Here is a 21,432-nt window from a genome sequence, read left to right as displayed (position 1 = left end):
CGTCTTCGCGGGCGGGAACGCGCTCGCGGCCGACGCGCTGCTCGCGGTCGCCGCGTACACCGACGACGAGCGCGCTCGCGAGTACGCCCGTCGGATCCTCGACGGGCTCGAACGCGACCTGATCGACGCCGACTCCGGCGAAGTGACCCACTACCGCGGGAGCGACGCGGTCGGCGAGTCGGACCTGCTGGAGGACGCCGCCCGCGTTGTGGGCGCGTTCGTGCGAGCCGCGGGAGTCCTCGGCGAGGGGACCGGAGTCGCCCGCGCGGTCGCGGACCGGGCGATCGACCGGCTCCACGCGGACGGCTCCTTCGTCGACGGGCCGCGGTCGGGGCCGGGGCTGCTCGACCGCCCGTTCCGCCCGCTCGACGGCAACGTCGAGATGGCGACCGCGCTGCTCGACCTGGCGGCGCTGACCGGCGAGGACCGCTACCGCGCGGTCGCCCGCGAGACCGCGGAGTCGTTCGCGGGCGCCACGGAGCGGCTCGGCGTGCAGGTCGCCGACTACGGGAGCCTCGTCGGGCGGCTCCGCCGCGGCACCACCGTCGTCGCGGTCGGCGACGCGCCGGGCAGCGACCTCCACCGCGCGGCGTGGCGGGTCGCCGACCACGAGAAGGTCGTCGCCCCGAACGCCCACCTGGAGGGGTCGCCGGCCCCCCGGTCGGTCCCCGCGGGATCGGCCGTCGTACTCGCAGGCGACGCGGTCTCCGAGCCCGCGGAAACGCCGGACGAGTTGATGCGGCGGGTCACCGAGACCGCGGAGTAAGACGCGGTATTCGGCCATATTGGCCGGATACGGTCGCCTGTGGCGGTTCGGACGGTCGACCGTGTTCGCCGTCTCGCGTCTCACCACCGCACCCGCGTGTAAACGGGCGACGTGTTTATGTCGGCGCCGCGCGATCGGAGGGTATGGCATCTCTCCGGGACCTGGGGCTCTCCGAGTACGAGGCGCGCGCCTACCGCGCGCTGCTGCGGACCGGACCGACGACGGCGAAGGACCTCTCGCGGGCCAGCGAGGTCCCCATGGGGCGGGTGTACGACGTGCTCAACAGCTTAGAGCAGCACAACCTCGTCCGGAGCCAGGCCGCCAGTCGGCCGAAGAAGTACGCCGCGGTGGAGCCCGACGCCGCGCTCGACCGCCTGCTCGACGAGAAGAAGCGGGAGCTGCAGACGCGGGCGGAGCAGTACGAGGAGGTGGTCGCCGACCTCTCGACGGAGCTCGACGCGGGAGAGCCGGTCGACGGCCAGTTCTGGACCGCGGCCGTGGGCGCGGAGGAGGCGACGGACCTCCTCTTAGAGCGGATCGCGGCCGCCGAGCGTCGGATGATCGTCGTCGTCGGTGCGCCCGCGACCGGCTTCGACCTCGGGACGATCGGCGAACAGGTCACCGCGGAGCTGGAGGCGGCCCTCGAACGCGGCGTCGAGATCCGGGTGTTGCTGTCTCCGGGAACGGTCGACGCGCTCCCGCGGAGCGTCGGTCAGCGGTACACCGCGGGGCTCTCCGACATGGAGGGGTTCGAGGTCCGAACGACCGCGGGCGTCGACGGGACGTTCAACGTGTTCGACGGAATCGAGGTGTGCATCGAGGTGCCGCACCCGCTCTCGGGCGACGAGCCGTTCGCGATGATCGACGTGAAGGACGCGGAGTTCGCGTCGAGCGTGAGCGAGGAGTTCGAGCCGCGGTGGGCGGAGGCGGAGCCGCTGTCGTTCGGGTAGGACTCGCCGGAGAGGGGGTCGGGATACCGACTAGCGAACGTTCAGCTCGGTCCGCAGATCGCCCATCGTGACCTCGCGCTCGGCGTGGGCGTTGTGCTGGTGTATCGACTCGTCGTTCGACTGTTTCATGCGGATCACGGCGTCGTCCGGGAGGTGGTCGAACTCCTCGACCGTGCCCTCCGCGAGCGCGCGGACGCAGTCCTCGACGAACTTCGCGTCGGCGTGGGCCTCGTAGGTCATGTGGTCCTCGTCGGGCCGCTTCGCCATGTTGTAGATCCGGGCGCTCATCGAGTCGCGAGCGACGTCGATCAGGTCGCGGAGGTCGATGTCGGGATGGCCGTCGGTCGTGACGGTGAGCGTTGCGTGACCGCGCTGGGAGTGGCCCGGCTGCGGGACGGCCTCGAGGAACGCCTCCGTCGTCTCCTCGTCGACGCCCAGTTCGGCGAGCTTCTCGCGGGCGCGGGACTCGCTCATCCCCTGCGAGCAGGGGCAGACGGTCATTCCCGTGACCTCCGCGCCTATCTCCTCGCGGGTGCCGGCCTCGGTCGCGGTCGCGCCGGCGAGGATCGTCGCCGTGCTCTGCGTCTCGATCCCGGACGCCGGCGTGTCCTCGCGGGTGACGAGCTCCGCGGTCATCGACACCTCGGCGGTGGTGGTGTAGTCGTGTTTCTCCAGGAGCCGCTCGGCGGCGTCCCCGCAGACGTCCTCGACGCGGTACGCCTCCTCGCGGGTGATCTCCTCTAAGATCTCGTCGATCGTCGCGAGGTTTCGCGACATGTCGATCCCCTTGCGCCCGCTCGGGAGGTCGACGAACACCTCGAACTCGGCCATGAGAACGATGGGACGCTTGTCCCCGCGGGCGAGCTTGACGAGCTTCTCCACGCCGGTGACGCCGACCTGCGAGAGCCCGACGGTGACGTCGGGCGCGGACGCCTGTACGTCCGGCAGCTGATGACTCATTACGAACGGGGTAGGGACCTCCCGGGATTAGCACTTTCGATGGGGGGCCTCTCGTGGGGTAGTGTTGGCGTCAGTCCAGGGGTTCGGACCGCGTCGGACCACCGTCGATCTGCAGTGTGGTACCCGCTCTCGGGCGACGCCCGTAACGCACCATTTATACCTGCGGCAGCGGAACGTAGCCCAAGACCATGCCGAGTTCCAATGGGCCCCAGAAGGCGACCCGCGACAAGCTCTCGAACAAACCGCGCGACCGCGGCACGTCGCCGCCGCAGCGGGCCATCCAGGAGTTCGAGACGGACTCGCGGGTCCACCTCAAGATCGACCCCAGCGTCCAGGAGGGTCGGTTCCACCCGCGCTTCGACGGTCGGACCGGCACCGTCGTGGGCAAGCAGGGCGCCGCGTTCAAAGTCGAGGTCCCGGACGGCGGGAAGACGAAGACGCTCATCGTCCGCGCCGCCCACATGAGCGCCCAGCAGAACTGAGATGACGATCTTCAAAGAGACGCTCGACGAGGAGTACGTCACCATCTCCGAGGCGAAGGAGGTCCTCGTCGACATCGAGGCGGAGCGCGCCGAGGACGAGGACCGCGACCTCCGCTACGAGCTCGCCCGCGCCATCGAGCACGTCAACCGGTTCGCCCGACTCGACGCCGAGGAGTCCCGCGAGCTCGTCGAGGAGCTGACGGAGCTGGAGTCGATCGACCTGCCCACCGCCGTGAAGATCGCCGACCTCCTCCCCGAGGACCGCACCGAGCTGCGCTCGGTGTTCGCCCAGGAGCGCTACTCGCTCGACGGCGACGAGCTCGACGACGTGCTCGACGTCGTCGCGAAGTACGCCTGAAACCACGGAGCGCATCGTTTCGGCTGCGACTCTCTTTGATCGTCGGAACAGCTCCAAAGCCCCAGTCGCGAGGGCGCGCACGCTCGCGGCGTCTCTCGCACGCGCTGTTCGCGCCCTGCCGGCCGCTCACAGACGCGCATCACCGCATTTTCGGTTCGATCGGCGAGACCCCGGAACCCATTTGAATCGCGGCGACGACCTACCGGTATGATCGACGAGACCGTCGCCGAGATCCGAGCGATGCAGACCCACAGCACGTCGGCGGTGGCCGTGAAGGCGACGCGGGCGCTCGCGGAGCTGCTCGACCGCGAGTACGTGACGGTCGACGAGTTCGAGCGCGACTTGGAGCACAACGCCGGCGTGTTGCGCCGGTCGAACCCCTCGCACGCCGCGCTCCACAACGCGCTGCGCGACGTCGAGCGCTCCATCATCGGCGAACCGACGAGCGTCGAGGGGGCCAAACAGCTCCTCGAAGAGACGATCGACCGCGTCGTCGACGACATCGAGACCGCGAAGGGCGAGGCCGCCGCCAACGCCGCCGAGCACATCGAGGACGGCGACACGCTGCTCGTCCACGACTACTCGACGACGGTGCTGGAGTCGATCGAGAACGCCGCGCGCGACGGAGCCCACCTGACGGTCTACGTCACGGAGGCGCGCCCGCGGACGCTCGGCCGGAAGACCGCCCGCGTGCTCGCCGGGATATCTCGCGTCGACGTCCGCATGGTCGTCGACAGCGCGATGGGGTACGCCCTCCGCGACTGCGACCGCGTCCTCCTCGGGATCACCTGCATCACCGGCGGGACCTACTACAACCGGATCGGGACGTTCCCCGTCGTCGTCACCGCCCGCGAGCTGGGGGTCCCCGTCACGGCGGTCGGCTCGGGCGCGAAGACGATCGAGGAGTTCCGCTTCGAGAACGAGTTCCGCGACGCCGTCGAGGTGATGCGCGAGCCGGTCGAGGGCGTCACGATCGAGAACCCGAGCTACGACGCGACCCCCATCGGCATGGTCGACACCGTGATCACCGACGACGGCGTCGTCGAGTGACGCGTGTTACCGTTTCGAGTGCCGCGCGGCGTCGGTTCAGCGGGTGAGATCGGACGCAACTGCTTTGTGTGTGCACCGTGTTAACGGACACAATGAGCGCTCATTCGGGCTCCGCGACCGCATTCCGGATCCCCAGTTCGGATCCGACGGCGGCGGAGTGTACGACCCTCTCGTGTGAGATCGGTGCGGTGGCGACCGAGCCCGGCGCGATCACGGCGGCGATCATCGCCGCTCTCGCGGTGTTCCTCACGTTCGCGTACGTCCGCGACGCGACCGAGGCCGGCCGTCGCGAGCGCCGCCGCGTCCTCGACGAGCGAGACGCCTTCGAGGAGTTCGCGGACCGCGTCGACGCGCTCGATCCGGCGCCGACCGGGGGGACCGCCCCGGCGTTCGACGGCTCGATGGCCGCCGTTCGCACCGTCGGTGGCGGCGGCGACGACGTCAGGCTCAGGCGCGTGCTGGCCGCGTACCGCGACACGGTGATGTCGCTGCCCCACTACAGGGAGGAGTACGACGAGACGATCCCCGAGAGCCTCGCCGCCGAGCTGGGCCCGGACACCGCGACCGCGCTGGCGTCGAACGGCACGCTCTCCGCGGGCGCGCAGACGGCGCTCGTCAGGCGCGGCCGCCGGGCGGCCGAGGCCCGGTCGTCGCTCGCCGACGCCATCGGCGCGGAGCTCGACGCACTGACGCGGTTCGAGAACGACCTGACGGGGGTCGACCGCCGCCGCCGCCGGCTCCTCGAACACCTCGACGGCGTCACCGGGAACGGGACCGACGCGGCGCTCGACGTCTGGGAGCGGCTCGACGAGCTCGAACGCGAGTGCGACGCGATCGCCGCCGACCGCCAGCGGTCGCTCGACGACCCGCCCATGGCACCCGATCCGACGATCGGCGTCGACGACGGACGCGCGTTCTACGAGTACCTCTACGGCCCGACCGACGGCCCGCGGTACCCCGTGCTGGCTGAGGTGTCGGAGCTCGCCGAGCGGATCCGTACCGACCGCGACCGGGTCGCGAGCCGGCTGGCGAACGGTCGGTAGCCGCGGAGTTCGAGCCGATCGCGTCCGAGCGCCGAATTCGATCCCGGAGACGAGCCGGTCTGCGAGTGTGGGGCCGACCGGCTCTCCGAGTGAGCCGCCGAGCCGCGTCGTCATCGAGGTTCGAGCTCGACGCTGACGTCGTCGACGTAATGGGTGGCTTCGCCCTCCCAGATCACGGCGTGGCCGACCGCGACGTGGAGTGTGTCGGTCGAGAGGTCCGGAGTCGTCCACTCGAAGGTGTATCCCCGCCAGCCGTCCGCCAGCCACAGCGGCTCCCGGAGTCCGCCGTACGGCGTCTCGCCGAGTTCGGTCGTGTTGACGCCGGGGTGGGGGAAGTCCTCCTCGGCCACGGGGGGTTCGGGGCCGAGCCGCATCACCGCGTCCCGGAGCGTGTTGAACGACTCCGACTCGCTCCAGATGTCGACCGACACCGTTGCCTCGTACGCCTGTTCAGGCTCGACCGGAACGGGGTGGACGCCCCACGTCACGCCGTCGTCGTAGTCGCCCTCGTTCCAGATCCGCAGCGAGCGCTCCCCGGACGCCGCCTCCTCTCCAGAGACGTCGAACTCCCATTCGAACTCTTCGAGCTCGACCTCTGGGCCGATGGCCGCGCCGCTCTCCCACTCGCCGAGACCGTCCTCGAACCCCTCCTCGAACGCCGTCTCGCTCGATCCGTCGGCACAGCCCGCAACGGTCGCCGCGCCGGCCGCCGCGCCGAGCTTGAGATACGTTCTCCGTCGCATGAAGGTGGTTCACAATACACGTACACTTATAATCGCGCGTCGACGCGTCTGGAGTGACACGGTGGCCCACTTCGACGCCCGGCATCGAGAGCACTCTCCCGGAGCGAACGTTCGCTCTCGCGTTTGGTAACGAACCGCAAGACTCCGTTCCGAGAGGGCTCTGTCGGTACCGTATGAGGACGGACCGACGGACGGCGCTCCCGATCCTCGCCGGGGTGCTCACGGCGGGGTGTACCGGCTCGAACGGTGAGGACCCGAACGGCGAGCCGGCGACCCCGGACCCGGAGGACGAGGAGACCGTCCTCGTTCAGTGTGGGGCCGACGCCTGAGCTCCCCGACCGGCGCGGGGCGAATCACGGTCCGTTTATATCGGTCGGCGATCAACGCCGCGTGTGGTGGCCATGACGACACGTTACCCCCTCTGAGCCCCTTGTGACGACGCCTTTCCACCGAGCCACCACGTTCCGACCGCCGAGCGACGGCTCTCGCCTCGGACGAGGTCACGCCGGGTCGACTCCGCGGGTATCGGTCGCAGTGAAAGTGGTCGAGATCGAGGATATCGCTCCGCATTCGTGCGGTTTCGACGCGAAAGAGGTGGGTTCAGCTTCGAGGCGGTTCGGCGTCAGTACGACGCGGCGCGCTTGTCGAGGCCGGCGGCCTCGATGTCCTCGCCGTCGACGGACGTGCGGAGGACGTCCATCCCATCGTCGCGGTCGACGCCGAAGTTGCGCGCGTACAGCTCCGCCACGCGCTCGTACTCGTCGTCGGAGAGGGGAGGGACGTCGCTCGCGGCGCTCCACGCCGCGACGTCGTCGCCGTCGCGGAAGGTGGGCGTGACGGACGCCACCTCGTCGTGCGCGAGCAGCCAGCGGATCGCCGCCTGCGCCATCGTTCGGGTGCCCTCGGCGTGATCGGGGTCCTCGAGGAAGCGGATCGCCTCCACCTTCTCCCAGCCGGTCTCGTACCACTCTTTCGGACGGTGCGAACGGTGGTCGCCCTCCTCCAGCACCGTGTCGGGCGTTACCTGCTCGTTGAGCAGCCCGGAGGAGTGCGGCACCCGCGCGATGACGGACGTGTCCGAGCCGGTCTCGCGGATCGTCTCGACGAAGTGGCGGCCGGGCTCCTGCTCGAAGAGGTTGAAGACGGTCTGGACCGCGTCGAACTCCTCGTACTCGACGGCGGCGTCGCCCTCGGCGAGCCAGCCGATGGAGGGACCGAGCGCCCACCCGAGCGCGCGGACCCGACCGTCGGCCTTCCACTCGCGCAGGAGGTCGCGCACCTCGGGGGTGACGTCGTCCACGTTCGCGTTGTGGAGTTGGAGCAGGTCGACGTGGTCGGTGTCGAGCCGGTCGAGCGAGCGCTCGAACGCGGTCTCGAGATACTCGCGGTCGAGCGCCTTCGGGAGCTCGCCGTGGCCCGCCTGCGGATTATTATAAAAATCGTAGCCGATCTTCGTCGCGAGCGTCACCTCGTCGCGTCGGCCGTCGATCGCGCGCCCGACGATCTCCTCGCTGTCGCCGTGGCCGTACACGTCGCCGGTGTCGACGTAGGTGACGCCCGCGTCGAGCGCGTCTTCCACCATCTCGACCGCCTGTTCGTCCGAGCGGTCGCCCCACCAGTCGGTGCCGACGACCCACGCGCCGAAGCCGATCTCAGAGACCTCGACGCCGGAGTTCCCGAGTTCGCGGTGCTGCATACCCCGCGTTGGGGATCGGGACACTTAGCGGGTGCGGTCTCGCCCACGTCGCGGGACCGAGGCCGGGATTTATAACGGAGCACGAGCACGACCGACGGTCGTCGGAGCGCGATCGTCGCACAACCGAACCCCTTTGAGGGACGCCGACGAAGGTGAGGCGATGACAAAGCGACACGTGTCCCTGCCCGACGGCGCGGAGGCCGGGGTCCGAGGGTTCATCGACGAGGTGGACGATCGGCTCTCCTCGGACGAGGACACCTGCGAGGTCGTCCGCGACGTCCTCGTGGACCTCCACGGCGACCGCGAGGCGTGGGAGGCGTGGCAGGACGGCGAGTCGGTGTCGCGCGCCGAGCGCGTGCGCCTACAGGGATACGATCCCTGTAACGCCACCCTGGAGTCGGAGTACTACGCCGAGAAGGACGAGGCGAAGTTCCAGCGCTCGAAACACCTCCAGTGGCTCTGGCGGCAGTTCGACGCCACGCCGATGGCCGACAACGTCGAGTTCGCGCTCCGGTTCCGTCAGATGCTCGGGAAGCACCTGTTCGCGGAGTGCGGGGACGACTGCCGCTTCTTCAAGGGGATCTCCGTCACCTACGGCCACAACATCGAGGTCGGCGACAACGTCGTGATCCACGACGACGTGCACCTCGACGACCGCGGGAAGCTGACGATCGGCGACCGCGCGTCGATCTCGGACGGCGTCCACCTCTACAGCCACGACCACGACCTCGTCGACCAGACCGAGGTCCGGAACTTCCACACGATCGTCGCGGACGACGCCCGCGTCACCTACGACGCGATGGTGCGCGCCGGCTGTCGGATTGGCGAGAACAGCATCGTCGGCGCGCGCTCTGTCGTTCAGGGGGACGTCCCGGACCACCACGTCGTCGTCGGCTCGCCCGCCCGCAGCGTCCGCGTGAAGCCGGGCTGGGAGGTGGTCGCCGACGAGCTGGAGGACGGCCGACTCCCCGACAACCAGGACGAACGCGAGATCGCGTACGAGCTCCCCGACGACCTCGACCGGTTCGACGAGTTCCAGCGAAACCTCCGACCGCCGAAGTAGCGTGGATCGGCGCTGTCGACCGGCACACCGCTTTCTTTCAGCCCGTTGCGGCGTCCGACCCGAGGAGCGTCGGGAGGATGTCCCGAGCGAAGTGGACGAATACGACCAGAATAACGGGGGCCAAGAACACCCCGTACCAGCCGAACGCCACCGCGCCGAGGACGTACATCAGCAGTATCAGGCCCATGTTGAGTTCTCCCTTCGAGACGTACGACCGGATGAAGATGTCGGGGACGAAGTCGACGACGACCGCCGTCACGACGAAGAAGACGACCGGGAACCAGAGCGGAGTCCCGGCACCTGACACGCTTTGCCAGACGAGATAGGCGGTGTACGGGACGTACACGAGCTTCATACCGACGGACGGAATGAGCGTGGCCACGCCGGTCAGGAGGCCGAGGAGGATCGGGAACTGGATGCCGACCCCGGCCGGAGCGACGACGTCCAGGCCGTAGTAGACGACCACGGCGAGGAGACCGCTCACGCCGATCGTGATGAGGTTCCCCGTGTAGATGGTCGTGAGATCGTCGTCGACCCGCTCCATGAAGGCCACGGCGGACGGCTGGTTCTCGAAGGTGCGCCGGAACCAGCGTGCCAACTTGTGATCGTCGCGCAGGAGGTAGAACGCGAGCGTGAACGCCACGAAGAGACGCAACATCCAGGTTAAGGTCCCGGTGGCGAACCCCCTCACCCTGGAGATGTTGTTACGGAAAATGCCGAGTAACCCCTGATCGTCGCTTCCCGACACGAGGTCGACGTAGGGCTCCAGTGCCGTCCTGAAATACTCGAGGTCCGTGGCCGCGAAAAACCGGTCGGCCTCTTGGACCCCGGTGAACGCGGCGTACGCCAGGACGAGCAGAATCGGAAGACCGATCGTCAGGAGGGTGAGCGTCGCGCTGACGTTCGGTCGACCGGTCCGCTGATCCACCCATCGGTAGATCGATCGCGTCGCGTAGTAGAGGAAGATACCGATAGCGATCGCCCCGACGAACGAGTAGAGGACGAACGCCACCACGACCGTGATCAGGACCCCGACGAGGATCCAGGCGGTCGATTTGTGATTTCCCGTTAGAGGGGACGCCATACGAACCAATTGAATCTCTAAGAGGATCAGCCTTTGGGCCGAGTGCTTTCCCTCGATACCTCTCGATGCCTACCGTCGCGTCGCAGATTACGGCGAGCCTCGTGTGACAGCCTATTACGCGTCAGTACCGTTATTGGACAGCAGCGCGTACTCCCGTGTGGTGTTGTACACATGACAGGAAAACAAATCCTGATGATCGTCGGCGATTTCGGGGAAGACTACGAGATCATGGTCCCGTTCCAGGCGCTTCAGGCGGTCGGCCACGAGGTCCACGCGGTCTGCCCGGAGAAGGAGGCGGGCGAGCGCGTCAAGACCGCGGTCCACGACTTCCGCGGCGACCAGACGTACCTAGAGGAGCGCGGTCACGACTTCGAGCTCACCCACGGGTTCGACGAGGTCGACCCGAGCGACTACGACGCCCTCGTCGTCCCCGGCGGGCGCGCGCCCGAGTACCTCCGCGGCTACGACGAGGTGCTCGACGCGGTGCGACACTTCTTCGAGGCCGACAAGCCGGTCGCGTCGATCTGTCACGGCCCGCAGATCCTCGCGGCAGCGGGCGTGCTCGACGGCTACGAGATGACCGCGTACCCCGCGGTCAGGCCGGAGGTGGAGGCCGCCGGCTGCTCGTGGGTCGACGGCGTGACGACCGACGGGAACCTCGTGACCGGTCAGGCGTGGCCCGACCACCCCGAGTGGATCGCGGCGTTCCTCGACCTGCTCGGCACCGAGATCGACCACGACGCGCCCGCCGCCGCGGCGGACTGATCCGCGCGGTCATTTATATGGCATGCTACCGTTAGACGGTGTATGAGCGACGACGACACTCACTCCGACACGGCGGGACGACGCGCTGGCGCACCGTCCCGACTCGGCCGCGTCCTCCTCGGGATCGGCCTCGCGGCGCAGGCCTCCGAGGACTTCCGGGACATGGAGGACACGATCGAGTACGCGGAGTCGGCTGGGGTGCCCGCGCCCGACCTCGCCGCCCCCGTCGCGTCCGGGATGATGGTCGTCGCGGGAACCGGAATCGCGCTGGGGCGGGCGCCGCGGCTCGCGACCGGCGCGGCCGTCACGTTCCTCGCGGTGGTGACCGCGACGATGCACGACTTCTGGAACGACGACGAGGACGACGAGAGCGGCGAGCGGCTCGCCTTCTTCGGGAACCTCGCGATGCTCGGCGGCGCGCTGGTGTTCCTGCGGGAGGCGTACAAGTAGAGACCGCCGGAGTCCCCGATTAGCTCGGTGCTACAGATTTCCGGCGTCCAGCGGGTCCTCCAGCTGCCCCATCACCGCCTCCATGGCGTCGGTCGCGGTGAGCAGTCCGGTCACCTCGCCGTCCTCGACGACGAGCGCTAGCTCCTGCGACTCCGCCTGAAACTGGTCGTAAGCGTCGCTGACGCTCACGTCCGCCGAAACCGTCATCGGCGGCGCGGCGACCTCCCCGAACGTCAGATCGCCGTTTCGGAGCTCCTCGAACCGGCTCACGATCGACGGGGCGTACACGATCCCCTCGAAGTCGCTGGGGCCGTTCCCGACGAGCGGGAAGCGGCTGTGCGGGGTGTCACGGATCCGGTCGAGGTTCTCCTCGACCGACGCCGCCGTCGACAGCGAGACAATCTCGTCGGCCGGCGTCATCACTTCCCGCACCGCGAGCTCGTCGACGTCGAGCGCGTTGAGGACCTCCTCCCGACGCTCCTCCGGGAGCTCGACCTCCTCCATCATCGAGCCGAGCCGGTTGCGGAGCTGTGCGCGCGTCTCCAAGACGTCCTCTTCGGCCTCGATCCACGACCCGGTCATCTCGACGCCGAACAGCCCGAGCGTCGCCTTCGCGACCCAGTCGCCGACCTTGATCAGCGGAGAGATGAACCACGCGAACCAGTACAGCGGGCGGGCGCCGTACTCGGCGACCTGCTTCGAGCGCTCGACGCCGAGGTACGTCGGGGTCTGCTCGCCGTGCGTGAGGTGGACCATGTTGATGAGGAAAAAGCCCAGAAGCGAGCCCGCGCCGGCGGACGCGAGCGCCGTGTTCTCGAACAGCGGCGCGAACAGCGCCGCGAGCCCCGGTTCGGCGACGATGCCGAGGGCGATGCTCGTCCCGGAGATCCACACCTGACAGGTCGTCAGGTAGAACTCCAGGTCGTCGGTCATCTCCCAGGCGCGCCGCAGCCCGGGCGTGTCCATCTCCGATTCGGGGTACTGTCTGAGCCGGGTCAGGCCGAACTCGACGGCGACGAAGTACGCGTTGATCAGGATGAGCGCGACACCGGCTGCCACGCGGAACGCGACCTCGCCGGGGGGCATCGCGATGGCGAGCGGGATCATCGTCTCCCGGTCTCGGCCCGAGCGAAAAAAGCGTTCAGGAGTCGTCCCACGTCCGATCGGGCGCTACTCGTAGTCCTCGTACGTCGGCCGACCGGACTCCGGGGGGAACTCCTCGACGGGAACCGTCGTCTCGTCGCCGCTCGCCATGTCCTTCACCGTGTACTCGCCGTTCGCGAGGTCGCGCTCGCCGACGACCACGACCGTCTCGGCGTTGATCGAGTCGGCGTAGCCCAGCTGGGCGCCGAACGAGCGGTCGGAGACGTCCCCCTCGACGACAACGTCGTCGCCGAGCGCGCGCAGGTCGCGGGCGACCGCGGCCGCCTCGGCGCGCGTGTCGCCCACCGACAGGACGTAGTAGTCGGTCGACAGCTCCTCGTCGGGCCAGACGCCGGCGCGCTGACAGAGGAGCTTGAGGGTGGCGTGGCCGGGCGCGACGCCGACCGCGGGGGTGGGCTGGCCGCCGAAGCTCTCGATGAGGTCGTCGTAGCGCCCGCCGCCGAAGACGGAGCGGGACACCTCCCCGGTGGAGTCGAAGCACTCGAAGACGACGCCGGTGTAGTAGTCGAGCCCGCGGGCGGTCGTCAGGGAGACCTCGCAGAACTCGCCCGCGCCGAAGTCGTCGGCCGCCGCGAGCACGCTCCGGAGGTTCGAGACGGCCGCCTCGACCTCCTCGCCGCCGGCCTCGGCGACCTCGTCGAGGTCGTCGGGGCCGTCGACGTCACAGATCAGGTCGTCGAACTCGCGGGCGGTCGCGCGGTCGAGCCCGGCGGCCGAGAGGAGCCCGAGGTACTCGCCGTCGTCGACCTTCGCGCGCTTGTCGACCGCGCGGATCGCGGCCGCGGTGTCGACCGCGTCGGGGTCGTCCGCGAGCGCCCGGACGAGCCCGCCGAGGACGTCGCGGTGCGAGACGCGGAACTCGAAGTCGTCGCCGGTGAGTCCCAGGTCCGTGAGCGCGTCGGCGGCGACCGCGAGCACCTCGGCGTCGGCCTCGGGCGCCGACGAGCCGAACACGTCGATGTTCGTCTGGTAGAACTCGCGGAAGCGGCCCTGCTGGACCTGCTCGTAGCGCCAGAACGGGCGGGTGGACACCCACTTGATCGGCTTCGAGAGCTCCTGTCCCTTCGCGACGACCATCCGCGCGACGGTGGGTGTGAGCTCCGGCGTCATGGAGACACCGCGGCCCCCCTTGTCCTCGAAGGCGTACAGCTCCTCGACGATCTCCGCGCCCGACTTGTCGACGTACATCTCCGTCCGTTCGAGCGCGGGGGTGGCGATCTCGCGGAAGCCGTACCGGCTCGCGGCGCCCTCGATCGCGTCCGTCACCTCGCGGCGGGCCGACTGCTCGTCGGGGTAGAAATCGCGGAATCCCTTGAGTCCGTCGTACATGGACCCGAGTTCGGCGAGCGCCCGCTTGAAAGCATCCTTTCGGGGCGCGGTGCCCGCGGCCGACGAGCTTCGGTTCGGCCTGTCTAGTCGCGTTGGTACTCCTTCTGGAACCCGCGGAACTCGGTCCGGTGGGCCTCCTCGTCGGAGAGGAGCGTCACGGCGAGGTCCTCGGTGACCGGATCGTCCGCCTCCTCGGCGGCGTCGATCATGTCGCGGTACGTCGCGATCGCGTCCTCCTCCGCGTCGAGCACGCCGTTGATGACCGCCAGTACGTCGGTCGAGTCCTCGGGCGGCTGCAGGGAGTCCTGCTTGGCCGTGAACTCCGCCGACCCCGGCGGGCGCGCGTCGAGCTGTTTGAGCCGCTGCCCGAGCTGTTCGGCGTGGCCGAGCTCCTCTTGGACGTCCTGTTTGAGGCTCTCTTTGATCTCCTCGGCGCGGACGCCGTCGAGGACGATGGCGTTCGTCTGGTAGTTCATCACCGTCTCGATCTCGTCCGCGTACGCCGTCCGGAGCAGCCCGATCACTTGTTCAGATGACATGTGCTGGCGTACGGGCGCGGCGTCAAAAGCTGTTCCGGCGATCCGGCCCGACGAGAGGCCGGCGAGCGCGTGCGGAGCGACGCGCCGGTCGGTCAGTCGTTCCGACCGTGGACGTACGTCTGGTCGTGATCGGGAAACACCTCTCTGACGGTCTCTTCGCCGTGTTCGTCCGCGATCAGCGTCCGGAGCTCGTCCTCGTAGTCGGCCTTCGGAACCTCCTCGCTGGGGCCCTGCTGGACGTCGAACGTCGCCTCGACCAGCCGGTCGACGGCGTGGCGACCGAATCCCGACAGCGGGGAGATGTAGTCGACGCCGTGGCGGTCCTCGAGGCTCTGGGCCTGCGCGCGCGACACCGTCGGCACGCGGTCGTCCCGGCGCGTGCCGTCGGCAATCGCGTCGACGTCGCGGCTCGCGATCGTCTCTAACGCGTGCTCGTGGACGCGCTGGATCCCGTTTCGCGGGTAGCCGTCCGCGAGCATCGTCTCGGCCGCGTCCTCGGCGACGGCCGGGTCGAGGTCGACGCGCTCGAAGGGGAACCCCAGCTCCGTGGCCGCGCGCTCGGCGTGCTCCCAGTCGTCGGTGAACCCGAAGCTGCCGGTGACACAACGAACGTCGTAGAACCGGTCGAGCAGGTGGGCGGCGAGCGAGGAGTCTTTCCCCCCGCTGTACAGCAGCGCGAGCTCCATCTATCGCCGCCGGATGTCGAAGCTCTTCTTGTCGGGCTGGAGTTCCTTCAGGAGGTCGCGCATCTGCGCTTCGTCGATACGCCCTTGGATCCGACCGCTCTGGGCGAGCGCCGCCACCTGCTGTTTCACCTTCTCGCCGAACTCCGGCTTCGACATCGCGACCGCGTTGAGCCGCTGGCGCGCGCCGTCGGTCAGGTACTGCTTGAGCACGGCCTCCTGTTGGGCCTCGGCGCGTTCCTGGGCCTCCTGTTGGGCCTCGGCGTCGCCGCCGCCCTGCTGGCGGTCGCGGAGCTCCTCCATCTTCTTTTCTCGCAGTTCCTCCAGCCGTTCGTCGTCGGGGTTCTCGCTCATACGGACGCCTTCACGGTCCGCGCGAAAAACGATTTCGGAGGGGTCGGCGACGACCCGGGGGGACAAGCGCTCCGATGGGCCGCGACGGCCGGAGCGATGGCCGGCGGTCCGCGTCGCTTAAACGGCTCCTCGGCGTAGCCGCGGCCAATGAGCGAGTCGCGGGAGTTCTGTCCGCGGTGCGGCGATCCGGTGCCGGAGCGGCGCGAGCCGCTTCCCGGCGAGCCGCGCGGACGGGACGCGCTGCTGTGTGACGACTGCTACTTCGAGGACTTCGATCTCGTCGACGCCCCCGACCGGATCGAGGTGCTGGTCTGTTCCGGCTGCGGCGCGGTCCGCCGCGGCGAGTCGTGGCGTGACGTCGGCGCGCGCGATTACACCGACGTCGCCGTCGACGAGGTCGCGGCGGCGCTCGGCGTGCACGTCGACGCGACCGACGTCGAGTGGGGCGTCGAGCCCGAGCAGGTCGACGAGAACAACGTCCGGATGCACTGCCGCTTCTCGGGGGTCGTCCGGGGGACGCTCCGCTCCGCCGAGGCCACCGTTCCGGTGAAGATATCGCGGGGGACCTGCGACCGGTGCGGGCGGATCGCCGGCGGCTACTACGCCGGGATCGTGCAGGTTCGGGCGGACGACCGCGAGCTGACGCCCGAAGAGCGCGCCGAGGCGCTCGACATCGCCGAGTCGTACGTCGCGGATCAGGAGGCCGACGGCGACCGCGAGGCGTTCATCACGGAGGTGAAAGAGACGGACGACGGTCCGGACGTCAAGCTCTCCTCGAACCGGCTCGCGCAGAACGTCGCGACCCGGATCACCGACGCGCTGGGCGGGAGCTTCGAGTCGTACCCGACGCTCGTCACCGAGGACGGCGACGGCAACGAGGTGTACCGGGTGACGTTCGCGGTCCGGCTCCCCCGCTACGCGGAGGGCGAGATCGTCGACCCGGAGGACGGCGACGGTCCCGTGCTCGTCACCGGCGTCTCCGGACGGCTGCAGGGCGTCCGGCTCGCGACCGGCGAGGCGTACACCTCCGACTTCGAGGAGGGGGAGGCCCCGGACGCGACCCGGCTCGGAACGAGGAGCGACGCGGCGGAGACGACGGTGGTGACGGTGGAAGACGAGAACGCCATCCAGGTGCTCGACCCGGTCACCTACGAGGCGAAGACGGTGCCGAACCCCGACTTCGTCGACGACGACGCCGACAGCGTGCTCGCGTTCGAGCACGGGGGACGCGTTCACCTGGTCCCCGAGGAGTAGCGCCGCTCGCGGTCGTTCTGGGCCACCCGGAGCGGTCGCGCCGCTCGACTGTGTCGGAACCGCGGAGAGAACTGTCGGAGGGCCGTCGCGGTCAGTCGGAGAGGGCGGTCTGCTCGCCGCCCAGCGCGGCGGCGCGCTCGGAGTCGGTCACCTCGATGCCGCGGCGCTCGAGCTGATCGACGAACTCCGCCTCGCTGAGTCCGGCCTGTGCGGCCGCCTGCGGGAGTGTCAGCGTTCGGGCACCGTACAGCGTCAGCGCAGTCGCCAGCCCCTTCGTTGCCATATCACCAATAGGATCGTGAAGGTTTATGAAGGTTGCTAATTGATTGAGGTTCCTGATACACCTTATACGATATATATTGACGCGTGATCAGTCCGGCGGCGTATAACCACTACCGAGGACGGCCCGCAGGAATTATGCCGCTCTACGGCGCACGGGAGGTATGAACAGACAACAGCTCTTCGCGCTGTTTTTCGCGTTCCTCATGGTGAGCTCCATGGCCGCCTGGGGCATCTCGGTACTGTAACCGACGGAACGTCCGGCCGGCTCGACGCGTCGCTCAGCCGTCGCCCCAGACGTCCGAGAGCGGGTGGTTCTCGCGCCGGTCGGCGTCGGCCTCCGATCGGGTCCGGGTCGCGGCCTCGCCGCCACGCGCGCCCGTTCGGTCGTCGGCTCCGGAGCGGCCGGCGTCGGACGCGTCGGCTCCGTCACCGCCGGCGCCGCCGCGGTTCGCGGAGCGCCCCGCCCCGCCGGTTCTCCGCTCCCGCCTCGCCCGAGACGGACCGGCCGGCGCCGCGTCGATCCCGGCGAGCGCGGCGGCGGGGTCGAACTCGGGGAGTTCGGGGGTCGTCATCGCGTCGATCTGGTCGCGGAACCACGGCGGCGTGTCCGACTCCGCGCGGTCGAAGAGGTCCAGGAGCGAGTCGTCCGCGAGGTACGTCGCGCCGTAGTCGTCGGGCGCGCGGACGACGCGGCCGCACGCCTGGATCACGGTCCGCAGCGCGGTCCGGTGGTACCACGCCCACTGGTCGTCGGCGAGCCGGCGGGCGACGCGCGAGTCGTTCGTGTTCCGGTACGGCGCCTTACACACCACCTGCCAGCGGCAGCGGTCGCCCTTCAGGTCCAGCGCCTCCTCCATCTTCACGGAGACGAACACCTCGGGGTCGTCGCTCGCGCGCCACGCCGAGAGCTCCGCGTCCCTGTCGGCGCGCCCGTGCCGTCGAACCCGTGCGGCGACGCCGAACTCGCCCAGCAGCTCGGTGAGCCGCCCGGCGATGTCGTACGAGTGCGCGTGGATCAGCCCCTTCTCGTCGGGGTGTTCGGCCATGAGCCGGACGATCAGGCGGGCGATCTTCGGCACCGTCTCGTCGCGGTGCTCGTAGGTCATCGGTCCCCGCGTCACGTCGTACAGCGGCCGATGTTCGAGCGGGAACGTGTGCGGAACGTCGACGAGGGCGACGTCGGCCGGGTCGAGCCCGACACCGCGACAGAACGCCTCCTTCGAGAGGATGGTGGCCGAAAGCAGGGCGAACCGGTTCCCGCGGTCCCACACCGTGTGTCGGAGGTAGCGGGCGGGGTCCAGCGGCTTGATCGCCAGCGACGATCCCGCCCCGTCGGGCTGGTCGACGACCCACGTCGTGGGCGACTCCGGGTCGCGGTAGTCCTCTAAGAACCACCCCAGCTCGCTTATCAGCTCTCCCAGTCGGTCTCGGCGGGCCACCTCCTCGCGGTCGAGCTCGGGCCGGCCCGTCAGCTCGTCTTTCGCCCGCTTCGCCACGTCGCGCAGCGAGGCGACGAATCGGGCGGTGCGGTCGAGCGCGTCTTCTTCGGGACCGGCGTCGGTCTCGACGTCGGGGACGCTCACGTCGTCCCAGACGGGGACGCGGTCGGGCGAGAGCTCGATCGTCGCGTACATCTCCGCCCACTCGGCGAGCCCGTGGGCCTCGTCGATCACGACGACATCCCGTTTCCGGAACACCTCGGAGCCCGCTGTGCGCATGAAGTACGCCAACGTCAACGCGGCGTACCGGTTTCCGGAGGCGATCGCTCGGTCGGAGAAGTACGGACAGCGGTGTTTCACGGAGCAGTCGAACCCCCGCTGACGGACGCAGGGAGCGCGGTTGACGGGCGTGTCGTGCTCGCCGGGGAGGATGCAGTCGTAGTTCGATTTTCCTCGAATGACCGCCAGGTCGTCGAGCAGGTCGTCCGCCTCGACGTCGTCGATCTGCGACACCTGCGGCGTCGTGTAGTAGGCGCCCGTCGCCTCGCTCGGCGCCGTCTCGTCGACCGTCGCGGCCGCGCCCATCACCGCCCGCGCGAGCAGCGACTTGCCGCTGCCCGTCGGCGCGCGCACGAGGACGACCTCGTTGCCGGCGGCGAACGCGTCGCGGATGTCGGCGAGCGCCCGCTCCTGCGCGCCGCGGAAGCTCGGGGCGGGAAACTCGGCGGGGATCCGGTCGGGGTCCACAGGGGACTCTCGCGCCCTCCCGGGATTAAACCCTCGCGTTCCGCATCTGCCCGAAATGAACTCGAAACCACCGGACTGTTTATGAGGGTCCGGCGGGACCGTCGTGGCATGTACTGGCAGGAGGCGGAGCGGGCGTTCGCGGACGACGTCGTCGCCCGCGAGACGCTCCCGCGCACCTTCGAGCGGTCGGCCGAGAGAAACGCCGACCGGACCGCTCAGCGGTACAAGGGCGGTGTCTACGACCGCTCGCTCGTCTCGGATGGCGTCGTCCAGCCCGCGCCCGACGGCGAGTACGCCGGCATCACCTACGCCGAGATGCGCGGCGTCGTCCGGAACCTCGCCGCGGGCCTGCGCGAGATCGGCGTCGCCGACGACACCCGAGTCGCCCTGTACGCGGAGACGCGGATGGAGTGGGCCCAGACCGACTTCGCGGCGCTGGCCGCCGGCGCGGTCGTGACGACCGTGTACGCCTCCTCGTCGTCCGACCAGGTCAGGTACCTGCTGGAGGACCCGGGCGCGACCGTCGTCGTCGTCGAGGACCGAGACCTCCTCGAGGAGGTGCTCGCCGTCGCCGGCGACCTCTCGCACGACCTCGACGCGATCGTCTCGTTCGACGACGTGGACGCGGGCGGGATCGACTTCGGCGACGCGGTTGGCGGCGAGGACGCGGCAGGCGGCGACGGCCTCGCCCTCGGCGCCGACGACGTGTACACCCTCGGCGAGGTTCACGAGCTGGGCGCCGACGCCTTCGACGCGGACGCCTACGAGGGCTGGATCGACGCGGTCGACGTGGACGACCTCGCGAGCCTCATCTACACCTCCGGGACGACCGGGAAGCCGAAGGGCGTCCGGCTCACCCACGCGAACTTCCGCGACAACGTCTCGCAGTGTTACCGCCGCTTCGCCGACCGCCCGGACCGCGACCCGGGCGTGCCGGGGATCTCGGCCGAGTCGACCACCCTGTCCTTCCTCCCGCTCGCGCACGTCTTCGAGCGGATGGCCGGCCACTACATGATGTTCGCCGCGGGCGCGACGGTCGGGTACGCCGAGAGCCCGGACACCCTCCGCGAGGACTTCGGGCTCGTGCGGCCCACGACGACCACCAGCGTCCCGCGCGTCTACGAGAAGCTGTACGACGCGATCCGCGAGCAGGCGAGCGAGTCGTCGGTGAGAGAGCGCGTCTTCGAGTGGGCGGTCGGAGTGGGACGGGCCCACCACGAGGCCGACGACCCGGGCGCGCTGCTCGACGCGAAGCGGGCGGTCGCCGACAGGCTCGTCTTCTCGTCGGTCCGGGAGGCGCTCGGCGGCGACGTGGACTTCTTCATCTCCGGCGGCGGGTCGCTGTCCGCGGAGCTGTGCGCGCTGTACCACGGCATGGACCTGCCCATCCTGGAGGGGTACGGGCTCACGGAGACCTCGCCCGTGATCAGCGTCAACCCGCCCGAGGAGCCGGCGGTCGGCACCATCGGCCCGCCGGTGGTCGACACCGAGGTCGCGGTCGACGGGACGGTCGTCGGCGAGGAGGTCGCGGGCGTCTCCGGCGACGTGGGAGAGCTGCTCGTGCGCGGCCCGCAGGTGACCGACGGCTACTGGAACCGGCCGGAGGCGACCGCCGAGGCGTTCACCGAGCCCGACCGGCTCCCCGCGGACGCGACCGTCGCGGGCGCGCCCCCCGCCGACCGCGGCGGCGACCCCGACGAGCCGTGGTTCCGCACGGGGGACATCGTCCAGCTCCGCCCCGACGGGTACCTCGCGTTCCGCGAGCGCGCGAAGCAGCTGCTCGTGCTCTCGACCGGGAAGAACGTCGCGCCCGGGCCGATCGAAGACCGGTTCGCCGCCAACGAGTTCGTCGAGCAGTGCGTCGTGCTCGGCGACGGGCGAAAGTTCGTCTCCGCGCTGATCGTCCCCAACTTCGAGCGCGTCGACGCGTGGGCGGACGCGCGCGGCGTCGACCTCCCGGACGACCGGACGGCGATCTGCCGGGACGACCGCGTCCGCGAGCGGATCCGGGCGGAGGTCGACCGCGTGAACGAGGCGTTCGAGCCGTACGAGCGGATCAAGCGGTTCCGGCTGGTCCCCGAAGAGTTCACCGAGCAGAACGACCTCCTCACGCCGACGATGAAGAAGAAGCGGCGGAACATCCTCGACCGGTTCGCCGACGAGATAGACCTGATATACGAGGAGTAACCGTCGGGCAGCGTGGCGGTGCCGCCGGGCTCCGCGCCGGTGCC

22 protein-coding genes and 1 pseudogene are annotated in these 21,432 nt (G+C 69.6%); 12 read left to right on the top strand and 11 right to left on the bottom strand.

Features of this window, described 5'->3' with window-relative positions:
* Both U4E84_RS08245 and U4E84_RS08240 read left to right on the top strand, forming a co-directional pair.
* A pseudogene (locus U4E84_RS08245) lies at nt 1-766 on the top strand (thioredoxin domain-containing protein); the annotation flags it as partial.
* A 143-nt stretch (nt 767-909) separates the two neighbouring features.
* On the top strand, nt 910-1,716 hold the full coding sequence (locus U4E84_RS08240) for a TrmB family transcriptional regulator (RefSeq protein WP_322531623.1): 807 nt from the start codon (nt 910-912) through the stop codon (nt 1,714-1,716).
* A gap of 30 nt (nt 1,717-1,746) precedes the next feature.
* Here U4E84_RS08240 and mptA read toward each other — a convergent pair whose 3' ends face one another.
* Nucleotides 1,747-2,676, bottom strand: coding sequence for a GTP cyclohydrolase MptA (mptA, locus tag U4E84_RS08235; protein WP_322531622.1), 930 nt, complete (start codon nt 2,674-2,676; stop codon nt 1,747-1,749).
* Between the two features lie 188 nt (nt 2,677-2,864).
* On the opposite strand from mptA, the gene U4E84_RS08230 reads away from it, so the two are divergent.
* From U4E84_RS08230 to U4E84_RS08215, 4 genes are all read left to right on the top strand, one after another.
* Nucleotides 2,865-3,158, top strand: coding sequence for a 50S ribosomal protein L21e (locus tag U4E84_RS08230; RefSeq protein WP_322531621.1), 294 nt, complete (start codon nt 2,865-2,867; stop codon nt 3,156-3,158).
* A 1-nt stretch (nt 3,159) separates the two neighbouring features.
* Nucleotides 3,160-3,516: an RNA polymerase Rpb4 family protein gene (locus U4E84_RS08225; RefSeq protein WP_322531620.1), complete on the top strand. Its 357-nt coding sequence runs from the start codon at nt 3,160-3,162 to the stop codon at nt 3,514-3,516.
* Between the two features lie 207 nt (nt 3,517-3,723).
* Nucleotides 3,724-4,566: a translation initiation factor eIF-2B gene (locus U4E84_RS08220; protein ID WP_322531619.1), complete on the top strand. Its 843-nt coding sequence runs from the start codon at nt 3,724-3,726 to the stop codon at nt 4,564-4,566.
* Between the two features lie 92 nt (nt 4,567-4,658).
* Nucleotides 4,659-5,609 (top strand): hypothetical protein, encoded by a 951-nt coding sequence (locus U4E84_RS08215; RefSeq protein ID WP_322531618.1) that lies wholly within the window; start codon nt 4,659-4,661, stop codon nt 5,607-5,609.
* Nucleotides 5,610-5,719: 110 nt separating this feature from the next.
* Here U4E84_RS08215 and U4E84_RS08210 read toward each other — a convergent pair whose 3' ends face one another.
* Entirely contained in the window at nt 5,720-6,352 is a 633-nt protein-coding gene (locus U4E84_RS08210; RefSeq protein ID WP_322531617.1) for a hypothetical protein, read from the bottom strand.
* A 173-nt stretch (nt 6,353-6,525) separates the two neighbouring features.
* Here U4E84_RS08210 and U4E84_RS08205 point away from each other — a divergent pair, with 173 nt between their 5' ends.
* Nucleotides 6,526-6,681 carry a hypothetical protein gene (locus U4E84_RS08205; protein ID WP_322531616.1) on the top strand — a complete coding sequence of 52 codons (156 nt, stop codon included), beginning with the start codon at nt 6,526-6,528 and terminating at the stop codon, nt 6,679-6,681.
* A gap of 293 nt (nt 6,682-6,974) precedes the next feature.
* On the opposite strand, the gene U4E84_RS08200 is transcribed toward U4E84_RS08205, so the two are convergent.
* Nucleotides 6,975-8,048 (bottom strand): aldo/keto reductase, encoded by a 1,074-nt coding sequence (locus U4E84_RS08200; RefSeq protein ID WP_322531615.1) that lies wholly within the window; start codon nt 8,046-8,048, stop codon nt 6,975-6,977.
* 160 nt (nt 8,049-8,208) lie between these two features.
* On the opposite strand from U4E84_RS08200, the gene U4E84_RS08195 reads away from it, so the two are divergent.
* Nucleotides 8,209-9,111 carry an acyltransferase gene (locus tag U4E84_RS08195; RefSeq protein ID WP_322531614.1) on the top strand — a complete coding sequence of 301 codons (903 nt, stop codon included), beginning with the start codon at nt 8,209-8,211 and terminating at the stop codon, nt 9,109-9,111.
* 37 nt (nt 9,112-9,148) lie between these two features.
* Here U4E84_RS08195 and U4E84_RS08190 read toward each other — a convergent pair whose 3' ends face one another.
* Nucleotides 9,149-10,195, bottom strand: coding sequence for an AI-2E family transporter (locus tag U4E84_RS08190; protein ID WP_322531613.1), 1,047 nt, complete (start codon nt 10,193-10,195; stop codon nt 9,149-9,151).
* A gap of 171 nt (nt 10,196-10,366) precedes the next feature.
* Between U4E84_RS08190 and U4E84_RS08185 the strand changes: the two genes are divergently transcribed.
* Both U4E84_RS08185 and U4E84_RS08180 read left to right on the top strand, forming a co-directional pair.
* Entirely contained in the window at nt 10,367-10,960 is a 594-nt protein-coding gene (locus tag U4E84_RS08185) for a DJ-1/PfpI family protein (protein ID WP_322531612.1), read from the top strand.
* Nucleotides 10,961-11,002: 42 nt separating this feature from the next.
* Entirely contained in the window at nt 11,003-11,410 is a 408-nt protein-coding gene (locus U4E84_RS08180; protein WP_322531611.1) for a DoxX family protein, read from the top strand.
* 30 nt (nt 11,411-11,440) lie between these two features.
* On the opposite strand, the gene U4E84_RS08175 is transcribed toward U4E84_RS08180, so the two are convergent.
* The 5 genes from U4E84_RS08175 to U4E84_RS08155 all read right to left on the bottom strand — a co-directional run bounded on the left by U4E84_RS08175 (nt 11,441) and on the right by U4E84_RS08155 (nt 15,479).
* On the bottom strand, nt 11,441-12,517 hold the full coding sequence (locus tag U4E84_RS08175) for a hemolysin family protein (protein WP_322531610.1): 1,077 nt from the start codon (nt 12,515-12,517) through the stop codon (nt 11,441-11,443).
* Nucleotides 12,518-12,580: 63 nt separating this feature from the next.
* Complete coding sequence (gene hisS, locus U4E84_RS08170; RefSeq protein WP_322531609.1) at nt 12,581-13,903, bottom strand: histidine--tRNA ligase; 1,323 nt, start codon at nt 13,901-13,903, stop codon at nt 12,581-12,583.
* 83 nt (nt 13,904-13,986) lie between these two features.
* Nucleotides 13,987-14,442, bottom strand: coding sequence for a ferritin-like domain-containing protein (locus U4E84_RS08165; RefSeq protein ID WP_322531608.1), 456 nt, complete (start codon nt 14,440-14,442; stop codon nt 13,987-13,989).
* A 92-nt stretch (nt 14,443-14,534) separates the two neighbouring features.
* Complete coding sequence (locus tag U4E84_RS08160; protein WP_322531607.1) at nt 14,535-15,128, bottom strand: asparagine synthase-related protein; 594 nt, start codon at nt 15,126-15,128, stop codon at nt 14,535-14,537.
* Entirely contained in the window at nt 15,129-15,479 is a 351-nt protein-coding gene (locus tag U4E84_RS08155; RefSeq protein ID WP_322531606.1) for a DNA-binding protein, read from the bottom strand.
* Nucleotides 15,480-15,626: 147 nt separating this feature from the next.
* Between U4E84_RS08155 and U4E84_RS08150 the strand changes: the two genes are divergently transcribed.
* Nucleotides 15,627-16,733 (top strand): 60S ribosomal export protein NMD3, encoded by a 1,107-nt coding sequence (locus U4E84_RS08150; protein ID WP_322531605.1) that lies wholly within the window; start codon nt 15,627-15,629, stop codon nt 16,731-16,733.
* 91 nt (nt 16,734-16,824) lie between these two features.
* Here the strand turns inward: U4E84_RS08150 and U4E84_RS08145 are convergent, their stop codons facing one another.
* Together U4E84_RS08145 and U4E84_RS08140 are read right to left on the bottom strand one after the other, a co-directional pair.
* A complete protein-coding gene (locus U4E84_RS08145; protein WP_322531604.1) occupies nt 16,825-17,016 on the bottom strand; it encodes a UPF0175 family protein in 192 nt (63 codons plus the stop codon).
* Between the two features lie 277 nt (nt 17,017-17,293).
* A complete protein-coding gene (locus tag U4E84_RS08140) occupies nt 17,294-19,201 on the bottom strand; it encodes an ATP-dependent DNA helicase (protein WP_322531603.1) in 1,908 nt (635 codons plus the stop codon).
* Between the two features lie 108 nt (nt 19,202-19,309).
* Here U4E84_RS08140 and U4E84_RS08135 point away from each other — a divergent pair, with 108 nt between their 5' ends.
* Nucleotides 19,310-21,388 (top strand): long-chain fatty acid--CoA ligase, encoded by a 2,079-nt coding sequence (locus U4E84_RS08135; protein WP_322531602.1) that lies wholly within the window; start codon nt 19,310-19,312, stop codon nt 21,386-21,388.
* Nucleotides 21,389-21,432: the final 44 nt, after the last annotated feature.

Origin of the sequence: Halorubrum sp. AD140, from assembly GCF_034497445.1 — an archaeon.
Taxonomy (GTDB): Archaea; Halobacteriota; Halobacteria; order Halobacteriales; family Haloferacaceae; genus Halorubrum.
Note: the sequence above shows the minus strand (reverse complement) of the source record. Positions and strands in the feature narration are given on the sequence as shown.

What these genes read in the sequence shown, in the direction of transcription:
- U4E84_RS08150 (WP_322531605.1), top strand. Translation starts at nt 15,627, where the DNA reads ATGAGCGAGTCGCGGGAGTTCTGTCCGCGGTGCGGCGATCCGGTGCCG.
- U4E84_RS08200 (WP_322531615.1), bottom strand. Translation starts at nt 8,048, where the DNA reads ATGCAGCACCGCGAACTCGGGAACTCCGGCGTCGAGGTCTCTGAGATC.
- U4E84_RS08135 (WP_322531602.1), top strand. Translation starts at nt 19,310, where the DNA reads ATGTACTGGCAGGAGGCGGAGCGGGCGTTCGCGGACGACGTCGTCGCC.
- U4E84_RS08240 (WP_322531623.1), top strand. Translation starts at nt 910, where the DNA reads ATGGCATCTCTCCGGGACCTGGGGCTCTCCGAGTACGAGGCGCGCGCC.
- U4E84_RS08145 (WP_322531604.1), bottom strand. Translation starts at nt 17,016, where the DNA reads ATGGCAACGAAGGGGCTGGCGACTGCGCTGACGCTGTACGGTGCCCGA.
- U4E84_RS08230 (WP_322531621.1), top strand. Translation starts at nt 2,865, where the DNA reads ATGCCGAGTTCCAATGGGCCCCAGAAGGCGACCCGCGACAAGCTCTCG.
- U4E84_RS08180 (WP_322531611.1), top strand. Translation starts at nt 11,003, where the DNA reads ATGAGCGACGACGACACTCACTCCGACACGGCGGGACGACGCGCTGGC.
- U4E84_RS08220 (WP_322531619.1), top strand. Translation starts at nt 3,724, where the DNA reads ATGATCGACGAGACCGTCGCCGAGATCCGAGCGATGCAGACCCACAGC.
- U4E84_RS08160 (WP_322531607.1), bottom strand. Translation starts at nt 15,128, where the DNA reads ATGGAGCTCGCGCTGCTGTACAGCGGGGGGAAAGACTCCTCGCTCGCC.
- U4E84_RS08215 (WP_322531618.1), top strand. Translation starts at nt 4,659, where the DNA reads ATGAGCGCTCATTCGGGCTCCGCGACCGCATTCCGGATCCCCAGTTCG.
- U4E84_RS08210 (WP_322531617.1), bottom strand. Translation starts at nt 6,352, where the DNA reads ATGCGACGGAGAACGTATCTCAAGCTCGGCGCGGCGGCCGGCGCGGCG.
- U4E84_RS08165 (WP_322531608.1), bottom strand. Translation starts at nt 14,442, where the DNA reads ATGTCATCTGAACAAGTGATCGGGCTGCTCCGGACGGCGTACGCGGAC.
- U4E84_RS08155 (WP_322531606.1), bottom strand. Translation starts at nt 15,479, where the DNA reads ATGAGCGAGAACCCCGACGACGAACGGCTGGAGGAACTGCGAGAAAAG.
- mptA (WP_322531622.1), bottom strand. Translation starts at nt 2,676, where the DNA reads ATGAGTCATCAGCTGCCGGACGTACAGGCGTCCGCGCCCGACGTCACC.
- U4E84_RS08175 (WP_322531610.1), bottom strand. Translation starts at nt 12,517, where the DNA reads ATGATCCCGCTCGCCATCGCGATGCCCCCCGGCGAGGTCGCGTTCCGC.
- U4E84_RS08205 (WP_322531616.1), top strand. Translation starts at nt 6,526, where the DNA reads ATGAGGACGGACCGACGGACGGCGCTCCCGATCCTCGCCGGGGTGCTC.
- U4E84_RS08185 (WP_322531612.1), top strand. Translation starts at nt 10,367, where the DNA reads ATGACAGGAAAACAAATCCTGATGATCGTCGGCGATTTCGGGGAAGAC.
- U4E84_RS08225 (WP_322531620.1), top strand. Translation starts at nt 3,160, where the DNA reads ATGACGATCTTCAAAGAGACGCTCGACGAGGAGTACGTCACCATCTCC.
- U4E84_RS08190 (WP_322531613.1), bottom strand. Translation starts at nt 10,195, where the DNA reads ATGGCGTCCCCTCTAACGGGAAATCACAAATCGACCGCCTGGATCCTC.
- hisS (WP_322531609.1), bottom strand. Translation starts at nt 13,903, where the DNA reads ATGTACGACGGACTCAAGGGATTCCGCGATTTCTACCCCGACGAGCAG.
- U4E84_RS08195 (WP_322531614.1), top strand. Translation starts at nt 8,209, where the DNA reads ATGACAAAGCGACACGTGTCCCTGCCCGACGGCGCGGAGGCCGGGGTC.